A 24,530-nucleotide genomic window follows, 5' to 3' on the forward strand; every position below is an offset into this window, starting at 1 on the left:
GATTTGAATTTTGATATCAAGTGAAGGAGTTTTTGTTATGACAAAAAGTATAAAGGGAGATAAAGACAGTATTGGTGAGTTAAAAACTGAAGAGCATTTTTTAGTGGCAAGTAAACCTTCTAAAGAAAAAAGAATGAAAAATCTTACATATAAATTGTCACAGCAATTAAGCGATAAGCTGAATGTATACTGCAATGGATCGGATGAACGTCTGCATATCGTATTAACAGCGGCACTGACTTTGTTAATAAATCAATATACAGAAAGACAAAATATTGTAATCAAAACTCCTGTTTTCAAAAAGAACAGAACGATTGATTGTGAGCAAGAAATTTTGACTCTTAAAAATGCTGTTCATGGTGAAGACCTATTAAAAGAGATCATACATAAAGTCGAATTCACCGTAGAACAGGCATTGGAAAGCCCCCAAAATAATTCTCGAACAAGTGATAAAATGACTGGCCTTCCTTTTGATGTCATGATAGTCCTTGAAAATATTCAAGAATACATACTTAATCAAGAAAATCCCGCTATTCATATCCTATTTTCGTTTATGAACCAGAAACAATACATAGAGACAGTCATACACTATAACGAATGCCTCTATTCTCAAAAGATGATAAAAGATTTGTCACTGCGATTTCAGATGATCCTTGAAGCTATGATAACTCCTGAAAATATCAGAGTGAAAGATATGAGATTCCTGAAAGAAAAAAATAAGCAAAAGAAAATCTTTGGCTGGGAAGACAATTATTCGAAAATTGGAACAATTTCGGAGGTGTTTGAGCAGCAGGCTGATGAATATTCGGATAAGACTGCTTTGGTACTAGAAAACTCTTCAATGTGTTACGCAGAACTTAATCACCGTGCGAACCAGCTGGCACGGTATCTTCAGGAGTGCGGAGTAAAACGGGGAGACCTTGTCGGAATTGCTTTAGAACGCTCTTTTGATTTGTATATTAGTATTCTGGCAATATTAAAGTCAGGCGGTGCTTATGTGCCGTTAGACCCTCAATATCCGAAGCAAAGACTATCATTCTTAATCGAAGATTCAGGTGTAGAGTTGCTGATTACAAACGAAAGCATTCAGTCACAACTCCCGCCTCACGGGGACGGCGTAATCTGTTTGGATGGTATGAAAGAAGAAATTGAAAAGATGGATGGATCTAATATTGGCATAAAAGGTTCCTTGGATGACCTGGCTTATGTCATGTATACGTCAGGCTCAACGGGACTGCCTAAAGGAGTAAGTATTGTTAACCGCGGTGTGATTCGGCTGGTGAAGGAGACTGATTATGCGGTATTTGATGAGAATCAAACGTTTCTGCAATTAGCTTCTGCTGCTTTTGACGCTTCTACCTTCGAGATCTGGGGCTGTTTATTGAATGGGGGATGTCTGGCTATAATGCCTCCGGGAATACCGACGGCTGATGATATTGCAGAAGCTGTGAAAAAATATAACATTACGACTCTTTGGCTGACGGCCGGTTTATTTTCTCTAGTAGTTGATCAGCAGTTAGAATCATTAAAAGGACTTCAGCAATTATTAGTAGGCGGAGATGTGGTTTCCGTTCCGCATGTTCAAAAAGTATTAGCGCTTGGAAAGGTACAAGTAATTAACGGATATGGGCCGACAGAGGGAACGACCTTTACCTGTTGTTTCCCGGTCCCTCATGATTGGAAAGGCAGTATGCTTCCTATAGGGAGGCCTATTTCTGGTACAGAAATATTCATTTTAGATTCGCAATTAAAACCGGTAGCGCCGGGAATTCCTGGTGAGCTGTTTATTGGCGGAGATGGGCTGGCGCGAGAGTATTGGCGACGGCCTGATTTAACGAAGGAACGGTTTATATCACACCCTTTCAATAATGATCCTTCAGCACGTCTTTATAAAACAGGAGACTTAGTGCGTTATTTAGAAAATGGCGATGTGGAGTTTATTGGACGGCGGGACGAGCAAGTCAAAATCCGCGGTTTTAGAATCGAGCTTGGGGAGATAGAAGCCCGATTGATCAATCATACAGAAATTAAAGAAGCGGCAGTAACAGTAAATCATAATGGTGATGAAGATTTATATATCTGTGCTTATTACACTTCAAATCATAAAATCGCAAAGATTGAATTGCAGCACTTTCTGAGAGACTTTCTTCCGGAATATATGATTCCATCGTACTTTAAACAAATGGAAAACATGCCTTTGACGGTAAATGGGAAAATTGACAGACGGGCACTTCCTAGACCTGATATATCTCAAATGTCCGAAACAAAATATGAAGCGCCGACAAATGAAACGGAGAAAAAACTTTCGGAGATTTGGGAAGCTGTACTTGGCAGGGAACGCGTCGGTATAGATGAAAATTTCTTTGAAACCGGCGGTCATTCACTAAAGGCTTCTATGTTAATTTCCCGCATCAGAAAAACTTTCGGCACGGATATAAAGGTGAAGGAGCTTTTTGAGCAGCCTACCATCAAACAGCTGAGCCGTCTTATTCAAAAGCGGGATAAACAGAATTATCCGGTCATCAGTAAAGCGAGGAAGCAGTCTTATTATCAAGCATCATCTGCTCAGAAAAGAATGTTTGCCCTTTGGGAGACGGATAAAGACAGTATCGTTTATAACTTGCCGATTATGATTGAACTGAACGGAAAATTAGATGTAAAAAAAGCCGAATCAGTTTTACAAGAGATTATTGGCAGACACGAAGCGTTACGGACAAGTTTCGATGTTGTAAGCGGCGATGTGGTTCAGATTATTCACGATACATGGGAGCTCGAATTTGATTATCAGAAGCTGCCGTCTGATGGGATACGACCATATGTGAAGCAGTTTATCAGACCCTTTCATTTGGACAAAGCACCGTTAATCAGAGCCGGACTCATAACGTATGAAGACCGGAATCTGCTGCTGCTGGATGTTCATCATATCGCTGCGGACGGTGTATCGGTTGGAATAATCCGCAAAGAATTCAATGCGCTGTATGCGGGTCATAAACTAAAACAGCCGCCGCTGCAATATAAAGATTATTCAGAATGGCAAGTAAGCTCAGGAACAAAAGAGGCGTTAAAGGAACAAGAGGAGTATTGGCTTAAGCGGTTAAGCGGAGATCTGCCGATTCTCAATCTGCAGACTGATTATGAGCGGCCGAGAGTCAAAAGCTTTGAAGGAAGCCGAATCAGCTTTACGGCCGATGAAAGGTTAACATCAAGCTTAAAGTCGGTGGCGAAAGAAACAGGAACAACTTTGTACATGGTGCTGCTGGCGGTATATAATGTCATGCTTTCAAAATACAGCGGTCAGCAGGATGTAATCATCGGAACAGCAGAGTCCGGAAGGTCAGACACCGAACTGGAGAATACAGTGGGGATGTTCGTCAATACCGTCGCCATAAGAAATTTTCCTGAGGAACATAAAACATTCAGAGCGTTTTTAGAAGAGGTCAAACATCATACGTTAAAAGATTTTGAGAATACAGATTACCAATTTGAAAATATTGTTCAAAAACTCGGGGTAAAAAGAGATTCGAGCCGGAACCCGCTGTTTGATGTCATGTTTACTTTTGAGAGTAAGGATTACGGATTCGGAGGAAATGAAGAGACAGCAGAATCAAATTTACTAGTATCTGAGGTCAATATATCAAGATTTGATTTAACGTTAACTGCAATGGAAACCGATGAAGGCGTTAACTTCCAATTGGAATATTGCAATCATTTATTCAGGAAAGACACAGTCGAAAGAATGGGTGCTCATTATACCCAGCTTTTACAACAGGTTGTATCAGAACCGGACACGGCAATCTGCAGACTGAATATGATAACGGATGATGAGAAACATAAACTGCTTTATGTATTCAATGATACAGCAGCCGACTTCCCGCATAATAAGACAATCCATCAATTGTTTGAAGAACAAGCGGAAAAGACACCGGAAAGAATAGCGGCAGTGTATGAAAATAATAAAGTAACTTATAAAGAACTTAACGAAAGATCAAATAGTCTGGCGAGAACACTAATGAAAATGGGGGTGAAAAAAGAGTCAATAGTAGGTATTGTTGCTGACAAATCATTAGAGATGGTGTTAGGCATATTGGGTGTGCTGAAGGCGGGAGGCGCATTTTTGCCAATTGATCCGGGATATCCTTCTGAGAGAATCAAATACATGATTGAAGACAGCGGTTCTGACATTTTATTAGTGCAGAATAGTCAGGCTGATAATATCCCGTTTGACGGGAAGGTTATTGATTTAACAGATAGTTCTCTTTACTCCGGAGATCGGCATAACCTGCCACTGATGAGTTCCGCAGAACATCTTGCTTATGTCATTTATACTTCTGGAACGACTGGAAAACCAAAGGGTGTAACGATCCGGCATATCGGAATCAGTAATCTCAAAAGTGTCTTTGAACATGATATGAATATCAATTACCGGGATAAAATTATTCAATTTGCAAGTTTTTCATTTGATGCATCAGTGTGGGAAATCAGTATGGCACTGTTGACCGGAGCGGAACTACACATCCTTTCAAGTCAAGTCATCAATAATTATACATTATTTGAAGAGTATATTAACCGGCATGACATTACTGTAGCCACTTTGCCGCCTGTATACATCAACCATATAAATATAAACGGATTATCAGCTTTAAGGCTCTTAATTACTGCTGGTTCTCAGATATCTACAAAATCCTTGAACCGGATCGTGAATAAAATAGACTATATTAATGCCTACGGCCCAACTGAAACGACAATCTGCTCTACAATGTGGAGATACTCAGAAGCTGAGAGGGCGATGGCAAAGACCATTCCTATCGGTAAGCCGATCAGAAATCTGAAAGCCTTCATAATTGATCACAACAACAATCTTGTGCCTATTGGTTTAGCGGGAGAATTGTGTGTGTCGGGTGACAGCTTAGCAAGAGGATATCTCAATAAAGAGAAAATGACGCGTGAGAAGTTTATTGATCATCCATTTGAGTCCGGAACTAAAATGTACCGAACAGGAGACTTGGCAAGGTGGCTTCCTGACGGAAACATAGAATTTTTGGGGAGAATTGATAATCAAGTCAAAATCAGAGGCTTCCGGATTGAAACTGATGAAATAGAAAGCCAGCTTCTGAAAATAAGCGGGATAAAAGAAGCAGTTGTTATAGATAAGTGCGACCTTCACGGTGACAAATACCTTTCTGCTTTTGTAACCGCAGAATATAAAATATCCGGAGCAGCTTTGAGGGAGCAATTGGGTGACATTTTGCCGCAATATATGATTCCCGGTGTCATCATCCAGGTTGAACAGCTGCCTCTCACACCAAATGGGAAAATTGACAGGAAAGCACTTGCTGAAATAGAAGAGCCTAAACATATAAAGGAGCACCTTGAAGCACCCCGTTCCGAAGTCGAACAGATTCTGGTAAATGTTTGGTCGGAAGTTCTGAAAATTGATGATATTAGTATTAATGATAATTACTATGAGCTGGGCGGAGACTCAATAAAATCTATACTGATTGTATCAAAGCTTCAAAAATACAGTCTCAGTCTAGAGGTAAAAGATCTTTTGCAGTATCCGCAAATAAAAAACCTCAGTAAACACGTGAAATTATATAAAGCTCAAACAGATCAGAGCCCGGTTAGCGGGAGAACTGAACTGGCACCGATACAAAAGTGGTTTATAGAGAATGACTTTGCGGACATTCACCACTTTAATCAGGCATTCATGTTTCAAATGAAAGAAAAAATTAATGAACACGCTCTGGCAAAGACATTTGAATTATTAGTAAAGCATCATGATGCTTTGAGGTTGATATATACAGCCGAAAATGACGAAATAAAACAAGAAGTCAGAGATGTCCAAGCCGCCCGGGATACTTTTACTCTGGACATATATGATCTGCTTGCTGATACGGATTACAAAAATACAATAGAAAAACTTGCCGATCAGTTACAAAGCGGAATGGATCTTGAAAAAGGGCTTTTAATGAAACTTGGTTTATTTCGAACAATGAGGGGCGATTATCTACTTATTGCTATACATCATATGGTGATTGACGGAGTCTCTTGGAGAATTCTGCTTGAAGATATGGAGCAGGTCTACAACAATCTGCAAAAAGGAGAGCCGGCCGTTCTTCCGCCGAAAACGGCATCCTTTCAAGAATGGACACGTAAATTGGCGGAATATGCAAACGGAAGTGAGATAAGAAAGGAACTTCGGTATTGGGAGAATATCGAAAAAACGAAGATTAAAGAAATTCCGAGAGATTTCAATAAAACTGACAGTGTATTTAAGGAAAGCCGCACCATTACTGTCAGTCTTACAAAGCAGTTAACTGATAAGCTCCAGAGGAATACAAATGCAGCTTATAACACACAGATTAATGACATCTTGCTTTGTTCACTGGGAATGGCAGTAAAAGAATGGGCGGGACTTGACAAGGTTTTAATCGGTCTGGAAGGCCACGGAAGAGAGAACATATTAGAAAACATTTCAATAGAAAGAACCATCGGCTGGTTCACCTCACTATTTCCGATCGTGCTGGATATGGAGCACAGTGATGATCTGCCTTATTGCATAAAAAATACGAAAGAGTATTTAAGAAGAATACCTCATAAAGGTATTGGTTACGGAATTATTAAATACTTGACGGCACGGGAACATAAAAAAGACATCAGTTTTACGATAAAGCCCGAGATCGGGTTTAACTATCTGGGAGAAATCTCTCAAAAAAAGCGGGCTGTTTTTCAGCATGCAGATATATCATCTGGTACAAGTGTTTCTTTATCTAATAAAAAATTGAATGCCATCGAAATCAACAGCTTTATTATGGACGGTCAACTGCAGTTGGAATTTAACTATAGTACGAAAGAGTTTAAAGAAGAAACAATTAAAACATTAACCGAATCCTATATAAACCGGTTAATCGATATTATTCAGCATTGCGAAATGAAAAAAATTCCTGAAAAAACACCCTTTGACTATGGAGATCTGGATTTATCCATTGGAGATTTGGAGCAGATTTTATCAAGCGGAAAAGAGATAGAGAAAATCCACTCCCTGACTCCTATGCAGAGCGGGATGCTTTATCATGCATTGCTTGATCCGTTTTCACAAGCCTATTTTGAACAGCTTACATTTTCTTTATCCGGTCAGCTTGATATTGGCAGATTAAATACAGCTTTTAATATGCTGATCGAGAAGTATGAAATTTTAAGAACATGCTTTTTTCATGAAGGACTAAGTAAGTTTAAACAGGCTGTTCTAAGAGAGAGAAAAGTTAAAATTGAATTTGAAGATATCAGCACTTTCTCGGAATATCAAAAGAAAGTCCGGCTTAAAGATGTCCAGTTTAAAGACAGGGGAACGAGATTCGATTTGACGAATGATTGCTTAATAAGAGTAACCGTATTAAAAACTGATGAGAAAGAATATAAACTGCTGTTCAGTTTTCACCATATTATTATGGATGGCTGGTGTATGAGTTTAATAATGAATGATATAAAAACTATTTATACGTCATTAAAAGAAGGAAGAGAGACAGTGCTTCAGCATACCGAGCCTTACAGCACCTACTTAGAATGGCTGGATAATCAGGACAAAAGTGCCGCATTAGAATATTGGGGGGATTATCTAAATGAATATGAGCAGCAAGCCGGTATTCCAAAGTTCTGCTGATGAGGGCGGTTTCAATAATAGGAAGAAAACATTCATTATTGATGAAACATGTACTTCGATGTTGAAAGCTGCAGCTGATCAATATCACATTACTTTAAGTGCATTGATTCAGACTGCATGGGGAGTTCTTTTGCAGAAGTATAACAACGTGAATGATGTTGTGTTTGGTGCGGTTATTTCCGGAAGACAATGCAGAGTGCAAGGCATAGAAAAAATGGTGGGGTTATTTATCAATGCGGTTCCTCTGAGAGTAAAAGGCGATGGTGATACGGTATTTATAGCATTAGCCCAAAAGCTGAACAGTGACTTTATCAAAGCGAATACATCATACGGTTACAGTTCTTTAGCGGATATACAAGCTCTTACAAAGATGAAAGAGAAACTGATCAACCATATGTTGGTTTATGAAAATTACCCTGTTGATGACTATGGCAAGGCGGTCGATGATACAACTGATGCTTTAAGGATTACAGATATGGAAGTGTTTGAACAGACGAACTATGACTTTGGGCTGGTTATTATTCCAGGCAGCCAAATCAAAGCAGAGATGACGTATAACAATAATGTTTATCGTGAAGATATCATTAATCGTATAGGTGTTAATTTCTGTCATGTATTAAAGCAAGTGGCAACTGATCCTACGCGTGTCCTGAAAGACATCAGCGCTGTAAATGAAGAAGAGCGCGGAATGCTCCAGGAGTTTAATAAGCAGTCCTCTAATTATACCGTGAATAAAACGATACAAGACCTTTTTGAAGAACGAGCGGAAAAGACACCTGACCAAACAGCGGCTGTCTATGCAGGAAAGCATATCACTTATAAAGAGCTAAACGAAAAGGCTAATCAAGTTGCAACATTATTAATGGAAAAAGGGGCAGGAAAAAACAGCATTACGGCTATGATGATCCGTCCTTCAGAATATTCAATGATTGGGATACTGGGAATTTTAAAAACCGGAAGTGCGTTTCTGCCTATTGATGATGAATCACCGGTCAGTCGGATAAATCATATTTTAAAAGATAGCAAAGCTGATATCCTCATTACAGATTTGTGCTTTTTAGCTGATAAAAACATTGCGGCGGAATGTTTGGATATTACGGATAAATCGATTTATACGAGCCAAAATACATCAAACCCTGATGTTCAGTATGATCTCGAGGACGAGGTATATGTTATATATACCTCGGGTACTTCGGGAAAACCGAAGGGGGTGAAGGTGAAAAATAAATCATTAGTTAATTATTCATTATGGGTATGTGATCAAATAAACATAAATTCTGACAGCAGGTCGTTAGTGACGTCAAAATATAGTTTTGACTTATGCTATACCAGTATATTTCCGGTTTTATCCGGTGGCGGACAAGTCCACTTTGTTGATAAAGAAGTGTATCTTCACTCTCTATCATTAATAGAATATATTCATAAAAATAGTATTACATATCTTAAAATGACACCCACTTTATTTTCAACATTGATGGAGGATGTTGACATGCTGGCGTCTTGTCCTGATTTAAAAGTTATCATACTGGGCGGCGAAAGCATAAACATCGGCAACGTCAAAAAGCTCGCTGAAAAATGCAGATGGATGAAGTTTATTAACCATTACGGGCCGACCGAAAGCACTGTTGGCTGTATTGCACATAGCATTGATCTAGATCATATTCAAAACTGTGAAATATACAATAAAATAGGAAGACCAATTCACGGCATTAATATCTATATTGTGGATCGTTCAGATCAACTGGTCCCTGTGGGAGCACCCGGTGAGATTTGTATCAGCGGGGTAGGTTTAGCATCGGGATATGTCAATAATGAAGAATTAACGAATGAAAAATTTATTGATAATCCTTTTCATCCCGGAGCAAAAATGTACAAAACAGGAGACCTTGGCAGATGGATGCCGGATGGAAATATAGAATTTTTAGGCCGGATTGACAACCAGATCAAAATCAGGGGTTTTAGAGTTGAAATCGGTGAGATCGAAAACCAACTATTACAGCTGGAAGGTATAAAAGAAGCCGCGGTTGTTTATATAGAGGAGAAATATCTTTCTGCATATATTACTGGGGACATTGAGATGGAAGGCTCGTTCGTACAGGAGAAATTGGCACAGGCTCTTCCGAAGTATATGATTCCGAGTTTCATAATACAACTGAAAGAGCTGCCTCTTACAGCTAACGGAAAAATCAATCGAAAAGAACTGCCTCTTCCTGACTTGCAACGGTTGTCAGTACCTCGATACGAAGCTCCGGCAAATGAAACGGAAGAAAAACTAGCTGAAATTTGGAAAGAAATGCTTGGGCATAAACGGATCAGTATAAATGAAGATTTCTTCGAACTGGGCGGACATTCTTTAACAGCTGCGTTCACTATTTCCCGCATCAGAAAAACTTTCGGTACGGATATAAAGGTGAAGGAGCTTTTTGAGCAGCCTACCATCAAACAGCTGAGCCGTCTTATTCAAAAGCGGGATAAACAGAATTATCCGGTCATCAGTAAAGCGAGGAAGCAGTCTTATTATCAAGCATCATCTGCTCAGAAAAGAATGTTTGCCCTTTGGGAGACGGATAAAGACAGTATCGTTTATAACTTGCCGATTATGATCGAACTAAATGGAAAATTAGATGTGAAAAAAGCCGAATCAGTTTTACAAGAGATTATTGGCAGACACGAAGCGTTACGGACAAGTTTCGATGTTGTAAGCGACGATGTGGTTCAGATTATTCACGATACATGGGAGCTCGAATTTGATTATCAGAAGCTGCCGTCTGATGGGATACGACCATATGTGAAGCAGTTTATCAGACCCTTTCATTTGGACAAATCACCGTTAATCAGAGCCGGACTCATAACGTATGAAGACCGGAATCTGCTGCTGCTGGATGTTCATCATATCGCGGCGGACGGTGTATCGGTTGGAATAATCCGCAAAGAATTCAATGCGCTGTATGCGGGTCATAAACTAAAACAGCCGCCGCTGCAATCTAAAGATTATTCAGAATGGCAAGTAAGCTCAGGAACAAAAGAGGCGTTAAAGGAACAAGAGGAGTATTGGCTTAAGCGGTTAAGCGGAGATCTGCCGATTCTCAATCTGCAGACTGATTATGAGCGGCCGAGAGTCAAAAGCTTTGAAGGAAGCCGAATCAGCTTTACGGCCGATGAGAGGTTAACATCAAGCTTAAAGTCGGTGGCGAAAGAAACAGGAACAACTTTGTACATGGTGCTGCTGGCGGTATATAATGTCATGCTTTCAAAATACAGCGGTCAGCAGGATGTGATCATCGGAACAGCAGAGTCCGGAAGGTCAGACACCGAACTGGAGAATACAGTGGGGATGTTCGTCAATACCGTCGCCATAAGAAATTTTCCTGAGGAACATAAAACATTCAGAGCGTTTTTAGAAGAGGTCAAACATCATACGTTAAAAGATTTTGAGAATACAGATTACCAATTTGAAAATATTGTTCAAAAACTCGGGGTAAAAAGAGATTCGAGCCGGAACCCGCTGTTTGATGTCATGTTTGTACTTGAAAATGCAGATTACGGTATTGAAAATCACTTGGATCCAAATCCGGAAGAGCATATTCAAACCGAGATCAATATTTCAAAATTCGATCTAACGCTAACCGCGACGGAAATTGATAAAGGAATCAAGTTCCACTTGGAATACTCCAGTCAATTATTTGAAAAAGAAACAGCCGAGAGAATGGGTGCCCATTTTACGAAGCTTTTACAAAGTGCAGCTGCCGGCCTAGATCAACCTTTAATGAAACTGGATATGATTCTTGAACAGGAGAAGCACACATTGCTCCATATATTCAATGACACGGCAGCTGAATTTCCGCGAAATAAAACGATTCATCAATTATTTGAAGAGCAGGCAGAAAAAACACCTGAACGTATTGCGGCTGTCCAAGAAGATACGCTATTAACCTATAAAGAACTAAACGAGAAATCAAACAGCCTGGCTAATCTTTTGAGACAAAAAGGAATTAGAGAAAACAGCATTGTCGGAATCATGACAGAGAGATCTTTTGAGATGATCATCGGAATTATCGGGGTGCTGAAAGCAGGGGGAGCGTATTTGCCGATAGATCCTGAATATCCTGATGAAAGAGTAAATTACATGCTGAAAGACAGTGATGCAAACATTCTCCTAATTCAAAACGGATTGTCAGGTGGTATTACATTCAATAAAGAAATTTTATCATTAAGCGATCCTGCTCTATATATGCATAACAGAAGTAATCTGCCGAATGTCAGTTGCCCGGAAGACCTTGCCTACATGATTTATACTTCAGGGACTACAGGGCTGCCGAAGGGCGTCATGGTAAAACATAAAGGCGTGGTAAATTATATTCATTGGGCAAATAAGATATATGTAAATGATGAAGATATTGATTTTCCTCTGTATTCTTCTATTTCTTTTGACTTAACGGTTACTTCAATTTATACACCGCTTATTTCAGGAAATAAAATTATCATTTATGAGGGACCGGACAAGGCTCTTCTGATCAGAAGAATTATAGAAGAAAATAAAGCGGATATTATTAAGCTAACGCCGACGCATTTGAGATTGCTGGAGAATGTAGATTTAAGTACGTCAAAGATAAAAAAAATAATCGTCGGCGGGGAAGAGCTGAAAACCGGGCTTGCAAAAAAGATACACGGTGCATTTAACGGTCATGTCAAAATCTACAATGAATACGGCCCGACAGAGGCTACAGTCGGGTGTATGATTCATCAATATCATATTGAAAGAGACAATGGCAATGCAGTATCAATAGGCAAACCTGCGGATAATACTAAGCTTTATATATTAGGAAAACAATTGGAATTACTTCCTTTAGGGGCAGCCGGGGAACTTTGTGTCAGCGGAGAAGGGCTTGCGGACGGATATAAAAATAAAGCGGGCTTGACGTCAGAAAAATTTGTAGATAACCCCTTTGAACCCGGGGCTAAGTTATACAGAACAGGGGATATGGCAAAATGGATGCCGGACGGGACAATTGATTATTTAGGAAGAATTGATGATCAAGTCAAAATCAGAGGGTATCGTATTGAAACGGGAGAAATAGAAAACCGGCTTCTGAAAATGAGTCACATAAGAGAGGCTGTTGTTGTAGCGAGAGATGACCAACATGGGGATAAATATCTCTGCGGTTATGTTACTTCCGACAAAAAAATAGATGTTTATGCTTTAAAAGAAAATCTGTCTAAAGAATTACCGTTATTTATGGTGCCAAGTTATATCTTCCAGATTGAAAAAATGCCGTTAAGCTCAAACGGAAAAATAGATACGAAATCATTGCCGATTATAGATATTGCGGATGTATTGGAGTCTGCATATGAAGCACCGCGAAATAAAAAGGAACAAATTCTCGCATGCGTATGGGAGAAAGTTCTGGGGATGAAATCAATCGGGATTAACTATAACTATTACGAGATCGGCGGAGACTCAATTAAATCCATTTTAGTAGTTTCCGAACTCCAAAAATACGGCTTAAAACTTGAAGTCAGAGATTTAATGAAATATCCGCACATAAAAGACTTGAGTGCTCACGTAAAATCAGCTGATATACAAGCAGATCAGTCGATTGTAGAAGGAGACGTTGATCTGACACCGATTCAAAAATGGTTTATAGAACAGAGATTTGAACAAGAAAACCACTATAACCAAGCCTTTATGCTTTACAAAAAGTCCGGCATAGAAGAAAAAGCAATCGAAACGGCCTTTTTGGAATTGGTGAGGCATCATGATGCCCTCAGGATGCAGTTTAAAAAGGAAAACGGTGAAATTAAGCAATGGAATAGGGGCATTAAACAGGCAAAAGAAACATTTACTTTAGACGTATTTGATATGACACAAACAGAAGATCCAGCCATGGCAATTGAATCACTGGCTGACCGTATGCAGAACGAATTGAGCTTGGAAAAGGGGATTTTAATAAAACTGGCGGTATTTAAAACCAAAAACGGAGATCATCTTCTATTAACCATTCATCATATGATCATTGACGGAGTATCTTGGAGAATCCTATTGGAAGATTTTGAAACTGCTTATCTTCAAACAGTTAATGGGAACAAGGTGGAGCTGGAAACTAAAACAGCATCGTTCAAAGAATGGGCGCGTCAATTGAAAGAATATGCAAACAGCAAGGCTCTTCAAAAGGAAGCTGGGTACTGGGAGACCATAGAAACGGCTAATATTGAACCTCTTCCAAAGGATTTCATTGCCGAAAGCTGCTCTTATGAAGATAGTAAAGAAATTAAAATTGAATTAACAGAGGATCAAACAAAAACACTTTTAAGAAATACAAATGCAGCATATCATACACAAATTAATGATATATTGCTTTGCTCACTGGGACTTGCAGCCAAAGAGTGGACCGGCAACGAGAAGATCCTTGTGAATCTTGAAGGGCACGGCCGTGAAAGTGTTATAAAAACCCCGGTCCATCGCACAATAGGCTGGTTTACGACAATATACCCAATTGTTCTCGATATGACAGAAAGTAATAGTTTATCAAGCTCCATTAAGTATACAAAGGAAATGCTTAGACATATCCCCCAAAACGGGATTGGTTACGGAATACTCAGATATTTGTCGGACTCGGTTCACCTTCAATTAAAACCTGATATCAGTTTTAACTACTTGGGTGAATTTGGCCAAGAAGATCGCAGCAACCTATTTCAAATATCACCTTTGTCCGCCGGAACGAGCATATCTGGAAGAAATAAAAAGACACATAGTATAGAAATAAATGGATATATCATGGATGGCAGGCTGATGTTTTCGTTCAATTACAGTGCAAACCAATATAAACGAGAGACGATTGAGAAATTTACGAAAGCCTATCAATTGAAAATAAATCAGATCATAGAACATTGTGTGAATAAGAAAATATCTGAGAAAACCCCATGGGATTATGGGGATCCCGATCTTCAAATAGAGGAGTTAAATCAAATTCTTGCAAGCGGTGCTGAAGTAGAAAAAATTCATTCTCTTTCACCGATGCAGGAAGGCATGCTGTATAACGCTGTGATTGACCATCAATCTAGCGCTTATTTCGAACAAAGTGAAATAACAGTTGAAGGAAATCTGAATACAGAAGTTCTCAGTGACGCATTAAACAGACTGATTGCTAAATATGAAATATTAAGAACGTCATTTTTCTATAACGGTTTCCGTGTATTTAAACAAGCCATTTTAAAAGAAAGAAAACTAAACATTCAATATCATGATATCAGCCAATGGGAGGAGCAGAAGAAGGATGCCTTTGTAGGGCAATTCAAGGTGAGAGACAGGAATACTCCGTTTGATCTGAACAAAGATTGTCTGATCAGAGTATCGGTGATCAAGCTGGGAAGAAATAAATTTAAAGTCATATACAGTTTCCACCACATTATTTTGGATGGCTGGAGTGTCGGTATTCTGTTAAAAGAGCTTATGGATCTATACGGTGACGTGGCTGAAGGGAAAAAACTCCTTCAAGAAACACCTGTACCGTACAGTCGTTATCTTGAATGGCTTGATCAGCAGGACAAGGACCGTGCATTTGAATATTGGAAGGAATACCTTTCTGCATATGAACAAGAGATCTCATTTCCGGAACTGGAATTGAAATCTGACGAGTATCAGCATGATCAAAAACTGGGAGCGCTTAACGGTGAAACCGCCGCTAAGCTGAAAAAAATCGCTGAGTCAAACAGCATTACATTAAATTCTATCGTTCAAACAGCATGGGGGATATTGCTGCAGAAATATAACAATACAAATGATGTGGTATTTGGTTCCATTGTTTCAGGCAGACCGAGTGAGATAAACGGAATTGAAAATATGGTCGGCTTATTTATAAATGCAGTGCCAATCAGAGTGAAAAGAGAATGTGATACATCATTTATTTCATTGGCTAAACAAATAAATAAAGACTTTATTGAAGCGAACGAATACAGTTATTGTTCTCTGGCAGACATACAGTCTTTGACAAGTATGAAGAATAAATTAATCAATCACGTAGTCGTGTATGAAAATTACCCGTTGAATGAGGATCTTTTCCAAGATTCAGCCCATTCGAGTGTGAAAATAACTGCTGAACATGGGTTTGAACAAACCAACTATGATTTAGAGCTTTTAATTGCTCCCGGTGACGAATTGCATATGAAAATCACATATAACGCCAGTGTTTACAGTAAAGAAACGGTAAGTTCAATCTTGGATAACCTGGTTAGCGTTTTACAGCAGGCAGCGGCTGATCATGAAGTAATGGTTTCTCAGATCGATATGGTAAATGAGACAGAGAAACAAAAGCTGGTGAAAGAATTCAACTGCACGGAATTATCATATAAGAAAGAAAAGACGTTACAAGAGCTTTTCGAAGAGCAAGCTGTAAGGACACCTGATGCAATCGCTCTGGAATGGAACGGAGACTTCCTGACCTATAAGGAGCTGAATAATAAGGCAAATCAATTGGCACGAGCCCTCAGGGAAAACGGCATCAAAGAGAATGTTGTGGTTCCTATTTTGGTAAGAAGGTCTTTCCGATTGATTATAGGAATATTAGGAATACTAAAGGCAGGGGGATGTTACTTACCGCTTGATCCAGATTATCCGGCAGACAGGATCAATTATATGCTGAAAGACAGTAAAAGCGGCCTGCTGTTAACTGAGGAAGGACTTCCAAATGAATTAACGTACAGCGGAACTGTATTTAACATAGATTCAGAGGATTTATTACATCACTTGGAGACGAACATTGATGTTATTAACAGGGCCGAAGATTTAGCATATGTCATTTATACGTCGGGATCAACCGGAAAACCGAAAGGGGTCGCCGTAGAGCACCGTGCCGTTCATAACTTTATCAAGGGAATAACAGACAGGGTCAGCTTTTCACAAGACAATGTCCTTCTTTCGGTCACCACGTGTTCATTTGACATATTCGGATTAGAGTCGCTGCTGCCTTTAACTCAAGGGCTGAAAGTTGTCATAGCCGGTGAAGCGGAACAAAGAGATCCGTACTTGTTAAACAAGATCGTTGTTGAGACTGATGTCAATACTATTCAGCTTACGCCATCCAGATTAAAGCTGATGCTAAGTGCAGAAAACAGCACGGAGAGCCTTCAGAAATTGAAGACCATCATGGTTGGGGGCGAGGTATTTCAACGGGAATTGTTATTTGAACTAAAAAAATATAAAAATCTGAAGATCTATAATATGTACGGTCCGACTGAGACGACGATTTGGTCTTCTGTGAAAGACTTAACCAATGAAAATAGTGTAAATATAGGCAAGCCGATTGCGAATACACAGATATATATTGTAGATCATGATGGAAACACTGTACCGCTCGGCAGTACTGGCGAATTATGCATTGCTGGAGCCGGAATGGCCAGAGGATATTTAGGAAAAGAAGATTTGACTGCGCAAAAGTTTGTAGACAATCCGTTTGTTAAAGGAACCAAGATGTATAAGACAGGAGATTTAGCAAGGTGGCTGCCTAATGGTGAACTGGACGTTATCGGAAGAATGGACAATCAGGTAAAGATCAGAGGGTATCGGATAGAATTGGGAGAGATTGAAAGCATAGTAAACCAACACGAAAAAGTTAAGGAATGTGTAGCTGCCGGAAAAACAAATTCCGCAGGAGTCCAAGATTTAGTTCTGTATTATGTGGCAGAAAGCACTGTATATCCTTCAGAATTTATTAAATTATTATCACCTGTGCTTCCTGAGTATATGATTCCGCAGATCTTTATGAAAATTGACCAAATTCCGCTGACAGCAAACGGAAAAATAAATGTCCTGGCACTGCCTGAACCTGTGATAGATAGAACAGGTTTTGACCGGCCTTTTGAGGAAGCGGTAACGGATGTACAAAAAAGTATCAGCCGTGTTTGGACCGATGTTTTAAAAATAGAAGAGCTTGGAATACATGATAACTTCTTTGAAGCAGGCGGTAATTCAATCAAAATCGTTGCAGTTTATAATGAGCTTCAGAAGCTGTATCCAAAACAAATTCAAATTGCTGACTTGTTTGCATATCCGACTATTTACAGATTGTCCGAATATATAGAATCAGCTATAGCCTTTGCGGAGATAGCAGTGTCCTTGGAAAAAGAAATCATTCCTATTACTTTACCGCTTGAATACATCTCGGAATCAACTGGACAAAGTCATACAGCCATGCACGAATATGCGGTAAATGCGAATTATTATGATGGTTTAAAAACAATATGCAATACCTACAAATATGATATTTCTCATGTTTTATTAGCGGGTTATGTATTTTTATTAGCTGATGTCAGCCAGCAAAACTTGGTTCATATCCAATTTTCGGGTCATGGAGATGATCGGATGAGTCAGCTGTCTTTTGATCTGTCTGATATCGAGAATTTTCACGATATTATTCGTATGGCGAAGGAGCAGATTGAGAATCAAGAGGATTCAGATCAATACGATTTGAATACTCACTATAAGAAATCAAGTTCGGCCCAAGATGTTTTTCCTCTTTTTTATATTAGTAATGAATCAAAAAAAGAGTACTCAGAATTATATGATCTGGTTTTTGCAGTTCATGAAAAGCCATCCGAAGCAGAAATCGTTTTTATATATAACCATCAGAAACTAAATGAGCACAAAATGAAAGATTTATTTTATAACTACATGAATTTGATTCAAGTGATTACAGCAGACAAAGCAGACAATTCAATATAAAGCGGCCGGTTCTGCCTTACATTTTGCTGATCGGCAGAATGTAAGGCAAATCAGGCATTATAGAGACTTTGGAGGTATTTAAATGTCGAAAATAGGTTTTTTATTTTCAGGACAAGGATCTCAATATGCAGGAATGGGCAAACGTTTATGTGACAATTTTATTATCGCTAAAAAAACGTTTGACGAAGCCAGTGATGCATTGGGATTTGACCTGAAGAAATTATGTGTAGATGGAAGTGCCGCTGAGCTATCTCAAACAGAAAATACTCAGCCGGCCATCCTGGCAACAAGTATTGCACAATTCAGAATCTACATGGAAGAGGTCGGAAAAGAACCTGAATACATCGCCGGCCATAGTTTAGGAGAATATTCTGCCTTGGTTTGCAGTGACGTTTTGGATTTTCAGGACGCTGTAAAGCTGGTGAGAGCCAGAGGATTATTAATGAAAGAAGCTGCCGCACAAGGGACCGGAGCAATGGCTGTTATCAGGAACCTGGATGAAAGAATAGCAGAAGAAGAGTGCGAATCTCTCTCTTCAAGAGGAAAAACGATTGCTGTTTCTAACTACAATGGATATAAAGATGTTGTGGTATCCGGAGAAGCGGCAGCAGTTGAAGAGCTTAGTGAAACTCTTAAAGCCAGAGGAGCAGACATTTTTAAATTAAATGTAAGTGCTGCTTTTCATTCTCCGATCATGGGTTTTGCTGCGGAAAAATTCAGCCATGAGCTAAAAAAGTATGATCTCAGAACTCCAAAATACAAAGTTTTATCTAATGTGACGGCTCTTCCATATTCGGATAAACAGCAAATGGCTGACATACTGGGAACTCAAATCGTAAAACCGGTAAATTGGATGGGAATCATGAAGTATTTAGAAGCAAACCATACTGATACTGTGATTGAATTTGGACCGAAATCTGTATTAAGGAATCTTGTAAGAAACAATATCGCTGACATCAAATCGTACAGCTATGACAAAGAAGAGGACGTGAAAATTATAAAAGAGACTCTTTTGAACGAATCTGTTTCACTGCAAGCCGGTTTTTCTATTATCTCGAGAAGTTTAGGGATCGCGGTTGCTACTAAAAATTACAACTGGAACAATGAGGAATACGCCAAAGGTGTAATCGAACCATATGAAAAAGTAGCTGCCATACAGGCTGAACTTGAAACATCAGGTCGTCAGCCGTCAAGAGAACAAATGCATATGGCAGTAGAAATGCTGAAGTCAGTGTTTCGAACCAAAAAAACCCCTATAGATGAACAGAAAAAAAGATTTAATCAATTATTTTCTGAAACAAACACAAAAAAACACTTTGAAGACTTTGAAGTTTGACAGGTATGATTACCTATCTAGTGATTCTCAGCGAGGTAAAAAAATGAAAACAGACTTTATAAGTTTAAGTAATTTAAAAGCGGCCGCTTTTACAAATCAAACTCTGAATGTAAAGAAACAAAAAAACGAGGTAGGGGCCAAAGACATTTCCGGAGATGACATTGCCATTGTCGGTTTATCATGCAGAATCGGCGAAGCCAATCACGTAAATGAATATTGGGATTTACTTTTACGAGGAAAAGAGTTCATCAGAGACATTCCGCTGAACAGAAAAAAAGATGCTGACCAGTCATTAAAAAACAGCGGAACCAAGTACAGTAAAGATGCAGCCTATACAAAAATAGCCTATATGGATGAGATTGATAAATTTGATTGTGACTTTTTCAGTATCCTTCCAAATGAAGCAAAGTTGATTGATCCCAGACAAAGATTATTTATTGAAACGGCCTGGAACGCATTGGAAGACGGGGGTTACGGCGGCGGAAAATTATGTGGGACAAATACGGGAGTATACATTGGACTCAGCAGTGACGGCTCAAATGAATACTTCAGATTGCTTGAAAAAGGAGATCAATCGTTACTCGGACTGGCTACCGCGGGTAACATTAAATCAGTTATCGCAAGCAGACTGTCATATATCTTGGATTTTAAAGGGCCAGCAATGGTAATCGATACTGCATGCTCTTCATCACTTGTCGCCCTCCATACGGCTTGTCAGGCAATAAGAAATAAGGATTGCGATATGGCATTAGCCGGCGGAGTGAATATAAAAGTATTCCCAAAGACAATAGAGGAGAGCAGGTTAAATATCGGGAATTCTTCATCTGATTTTGCTGTAAGGACTTTCGATGATTCAGCTGACGGCACGAATAGCGGCGAAGGAGTCGCTGCCGTATTGCTGAAGCCGCTGGCCCAAGCGATTCGTGATCATGACCAGATCTATGCAGTCATTAAGGGGAGCGCTGTTAACCAGGACGGCAGCTCAGTAGGAATTACCGCTCCTAACGCAGCAGCTCAAGAACAAGTAATAGTAGATGCGTGGAAAAATGCAAAAATAGATCCTAAAACAATTACATATATTGAAGCTCATGGGACAGGGACCAAATTAGGGGATCCGATTGAAATAAATGCGTTGCAACGGGCTTTCAGAAAATATACAGACCGAAAACAGTTCTGTGCCGTATCTTCAGTCAAAACAAACATCGGGCATCTTGATAGTTTGGCGGGAATAGCGGGTTTAATTAAAGCGGTAATGGCATTAAAGCATAAAAAAATTCCGCCAAGTTTACATTTTAAAGTGCCGAACCGAAATATCAATTTTCATGAATCGCCTGTTTACGTCAATGACTCCGTTTCAGCATGGGAGAGCAGCGGAGTATACAGGTGCGGCATCAGCAGTTTTGGGCTGAGCGGTACAAACTGTCATGTCATTTTAGAAGAGGCACCCGCAGTTGAAAAAGTCGATCAATCCGTTTTATCTGAACATATTTTTACTGTTTCAGCTAGGACTAAAACATCACTCGCGCACTTGCTTACAGATCATATTGATTATTTAAAGAGAGAAACAGATGTGAATCTGGGAGATATATGTTATACAGCAAACACTGGGAGATTGCCAAACAAATACAGAATCGCTATGGTAATAAGCTCTGTCGCGGAACTGCTGAAAAAGCTGGAGTTTTTATCATGCTCTGAATGGAAAACGTATCGGGAGAAAAATATATACTTTCAATCGATAACAAATCAAACAAAGTTTATAGGAAAAACGCATACAGACAGTGTGCAGAATACTCAAACAATAAAAAATGTGATTCAAAGAGTCAGACAAAACGTCTCTAATATTTCAACCTCTGACTCACATATTTTATGTGAAATGTATTGTGATGGGGCGAATATCAACTTTGAAGATCTTTATAGCGAGATGAATTTTCAAAAGGTCAGCTTGCCGACATACAAATTCAGCGGAAAAAGATTATGGGCTGAGCCGGCTGCAGACGGCCCTTCAGCCGATGAGAAAAAACAATCTTTATTGAGCAATCTTGCAGTGCAGTCACTGAATCTGGAAGTGTATATATCCCATTTGAATGTCACTGATTATTGGTTTTTAAATGAACATAAAGTGAATGATTCTTACGTTATCCCTGGAACGGTTTATATAGAAACAGCTAGAGAAGCGGGAAGAAAATACTTCGGCGCACCTTTCGGCATTCTGTTAAAAGACGTTACGTTTTCAAATCAGTTAAAGGTAAAAGCAAATGAAGTTAAAGAAGTTCATACGATCATAAAGAAAAAGGACAGCGTTTTAGAGTTTAGTGTGATAAGTAAGTCCGGCGATAAATGGATAAAGCACGCGGAAGCGGTCATTGCGAAAGAAGAACCGGTACGGGAAACATATGACATTGAGGATTTAAAGAAAAGCTTCAATGCTGTCTATGCCATTCAACGTAATAATCATCCATTGACAGAAATAAACACCGATGAATACAAGTCGGTTTATCATATAGAAGATACCAATAGACCGGAAAGCATCGTTCAAGTCGGAGGCAGATGGAAATGCACCAATGCAATCTACAGAGACGACGACAGGCTTCTATGTGAATTGGAATTGCCGAAAGAATATGAGAGTGATTTCGTTCAGTTTTCGCTTCATCCTGCGATGATGGATTGTGCCGTTAATGCCGGGACATTCACGATAGATAACGAAACCTATCTCCCTTATTTTTATAAAGAATTTAAGATTTATGGCTCCGCTTCTAAAAAGTTTTACAGTTATATCAAGAAAAAGAGCCGAAGCAACGGAGAAACAGGAACGTTTCGCATCGTCCTGCTGAATGAGACTGGAGAAGTATTCGGTGAAATAAACAATTACATCGTAAAAAGGGTGCATAAAGCAGCTGAAAAGACTAAAAGGAACAATATATATCATAAGCTATCTTGGATAAGAGAAAGCGATCAATCACACGAGATGCGAGAAATTCATCATCCTATTTTATTATTTAAGAATAATGGCTGCAGTTTATCCGAGGAAATCATTCGAAGCTTAGAACTGGAAGGGAAAACTGTGATTGTCGCGGAACAGGGTGACTATTTCTCTAAAATCGGAAGCCATCATTATACAGTCAGTGATTCTCAAGAAGATTATGACTGTCTTGTAAAAACTCTTCAAAGTGAAAAGGTTTCTCAGATTGTCCATTTGATGTCTATCAGCGATGAGAAAGACAAAAACATATATCAGCTTCAGAAAAAAATATCCTCAGGGGTAGACAGTTTATTTTATTTAACAAAATCACTTGTAGAAAATACAAAAAATAACATAGAACTGATGCTGTTTGCAGACCTTGCACATCAAGTAAGCGGTGAAGAACCAGACATTAACCCGCATAACGCGGCATTTTTCGGTTTTGGAAAAGTAATTGAAAAGGAATATTCGCGTGTAAGTGTCAGATGCATAGATTTGGATCAAAATCTTATGGCGGAAAACATCATGTTTGAAATCAACTCAAAAAAACAGTCAGAGCTTGTCGCTTACAGAGACCGGCATAAATACGTTCAAGAGCTCCAGACTGAAGACTTATCCGTAATTCGGGAAGGGAAAATAAGCATCAGAAAGAACGGTGTATATGTTATTACCGGCGGTATGGGCGGACTGGGATTAGAAATGGCAAAGTATTTATCATCAAAAGAAAATGTCCAATTAATCCTCATTGGACGCTCCGAGCAGCAGATCAACATGGAGAAGGGAAACAAAAAGAAAATCGATGCTCTAAAAGAAATAAAAGAAAGCGGTTCTAAGGTAGATTACTATAAGGCCGATGTCGCAAATGAAAGTGAAATGATTCATGTATTCGAGGAAATAAAGAGTAAATACAATACAATCCACGGTGTCATACATAGTGCTGGTGTTTCTGGAGATGGGTTTATTTTCAGAAAGGAAAAAAAAGTGTTTGATAACGTGCTCAGACCGAAAGTTAATGGAACATGGATATTAAACGAGCTGACAAAGCATGAGCATCTGGATTTCTTCATAATGTTTTCTTCTATCACAGCACTTGCGGGGAGTATGGGGCAGGCTGATTATACTGCGGCTAATGCCTACCTGGATTCCTTCGCAGAACGCAGACAGCGAAGAAGACCGGATGAAAAAACAGTTACGATTAATTGGTGCGGCTGGTCTGATGTGGGTATGCTTGCCGAATATATTGAAGAGCGTCAAAAGGCCGGAAACGAACATAAAGATGAAAACGGCTTTAAGACGATTACCTCAGCTGAAGCGATACGTGCCTTCGATGAAGTCATGCAAAAGGACATCCGGAATGTGATCATCGGGGAAATTGATCATCGGGTACTGGAATTAAATCAAGATCAAATTCAGTTCCGATTATCCCCGGATATTTTGACTTTTAAGGAGCAGGCGATTGTAAAAAAATCTGTTGAGTCGAAAACTGATCAGACATTTTGCTTCAGCGATATTGAAAATAAACTAATGAAAGCTTGGATAAAAGTTTTAGGCTTAGAACAAATCAGTATAACTGATAAATTTTATGATTTGGGCGGAGATTCAATATCCGCGATATATCTGGTAAAAGAAATAGAGAAAGAATGGCCTTCTCTCATTGATGTTTCTGATATTTTTACGTATCCCTCCATTAAGGAGATGTCAACCTACCTTGAATCCCACTTCAGTGATCAGAAGTCTTCTGACCGAATCCCTGAAGAAGACAATGAAGATGACCTGGATGCAATTTTGAATAAGCTGGCATCCGGAGAGATGGAAGTCAGCGAAGCAAATCAAATATTTCATCCAGACCGAAAATAAC

Annotated in this window: 4 protein-coding genes; all 4 read left to right on the top strand. The window is 39.2% G+C overall.

Annotated features, from left to right (window positions below; genetic code table 11):
- The first annotated feature begins 37 nt into the window (after window positions 1-37).
- The 4 genes from AC1RRX_RS15800 to AC1RRX_RS15815 all read left to right on the top strand — a co-directional run bounded on the left by AC1RRX_RS15800 (window position 38) and on the right by AC1RRX_RS15815 (window position 24,529).
- The gene (locus AC1RRX_RS15800) at window positions 38-7,660 is read left to right on the top strand and encodes a non-ribosomal peptide synthetase (RefSeq protein ID WP_144464826.1); all 7,623 of its coding nucleotides are present in this window, start codon (window positions 38-40) and stop codon (window positions 7,658-7,660) included.
- Window positions 7,620-18,377 (top strand): non-ribosomal peptide synthetase, encoded by a 10,758-nt coding sequence (locus AC1RRX_RS15805; RefSeq protein ID WP_144464828.1) that lies wholly within the window; start codon window positions 7,620-7,622, stop codon window positions 18,375-18,377. The genes AC1RRX_RS15800 and AC1RRX_RS15805 overlap by 41 nt, the downstream gene beginning before the upstream one ends.
- A gap of 82 nt (window positions 18,378-18,459) precedes the next feature.
- Window positions 18,460-19,713, top strand: coding sequence for an ACP S-malonyltransferase (gene fabD / locus AC1RRX_RS15810; RefSeq protein WP_144464830.1), 1,254 nt, complete (start codon window positions 18,460-18,462; stop codon window positions 19,711-19,713).
- Window positions 19,714-19,756: 43 nt separating this feature from the next.
- Window positions 19,757-24,529, top strand: coding sequence for a type I polyketide synthase (locus AC1RRX_RS15815; RefSeq protein ID WP_033575112.1), 4,773 nt, complete (start codon window positions 19,757-19,759; stop codon window positions 24,527-24,529).
- The last annotated feature ends 1 nt before the right edge of the window (window position 24,530 follow it).

The organism is Bacillus sp. GW821-FHT11D08, from assembly GCF_058808515.1.

Excerpts from the sequence above, each read along its gene's own strand:
- AC1RRX_RS15805 (WP_144464828.1), top strand. The coding sequence starts at position 7,620 with ATGAATATGAGCAGCAAGCCGGTATTCCAAAGTTCTGCTGATGAGGGC.
- fabD (WP_144464830.1), top strand. The coding sequence starts at position 18,460 with ATGTCGAAAATAGGTTTTTTATTTTCAGGACAAGGATCTCAATATGCA.
- AC1RRX_RS15815 (WP_033575112.1), top strand. The coding sequence starts at position 19,757 with ATGAAAACAGACTTTATAAGTTTAAGTAATTTAAAAGCGGCCGCTTTT.
- AC1RRX_RS15800 (WP_144464826.1), top strand. The coding sequence starts at position 38 with ATGACAAAAAGTATAAAGGGAGATAAAGACAGTATTGGTGAGTTAAAA.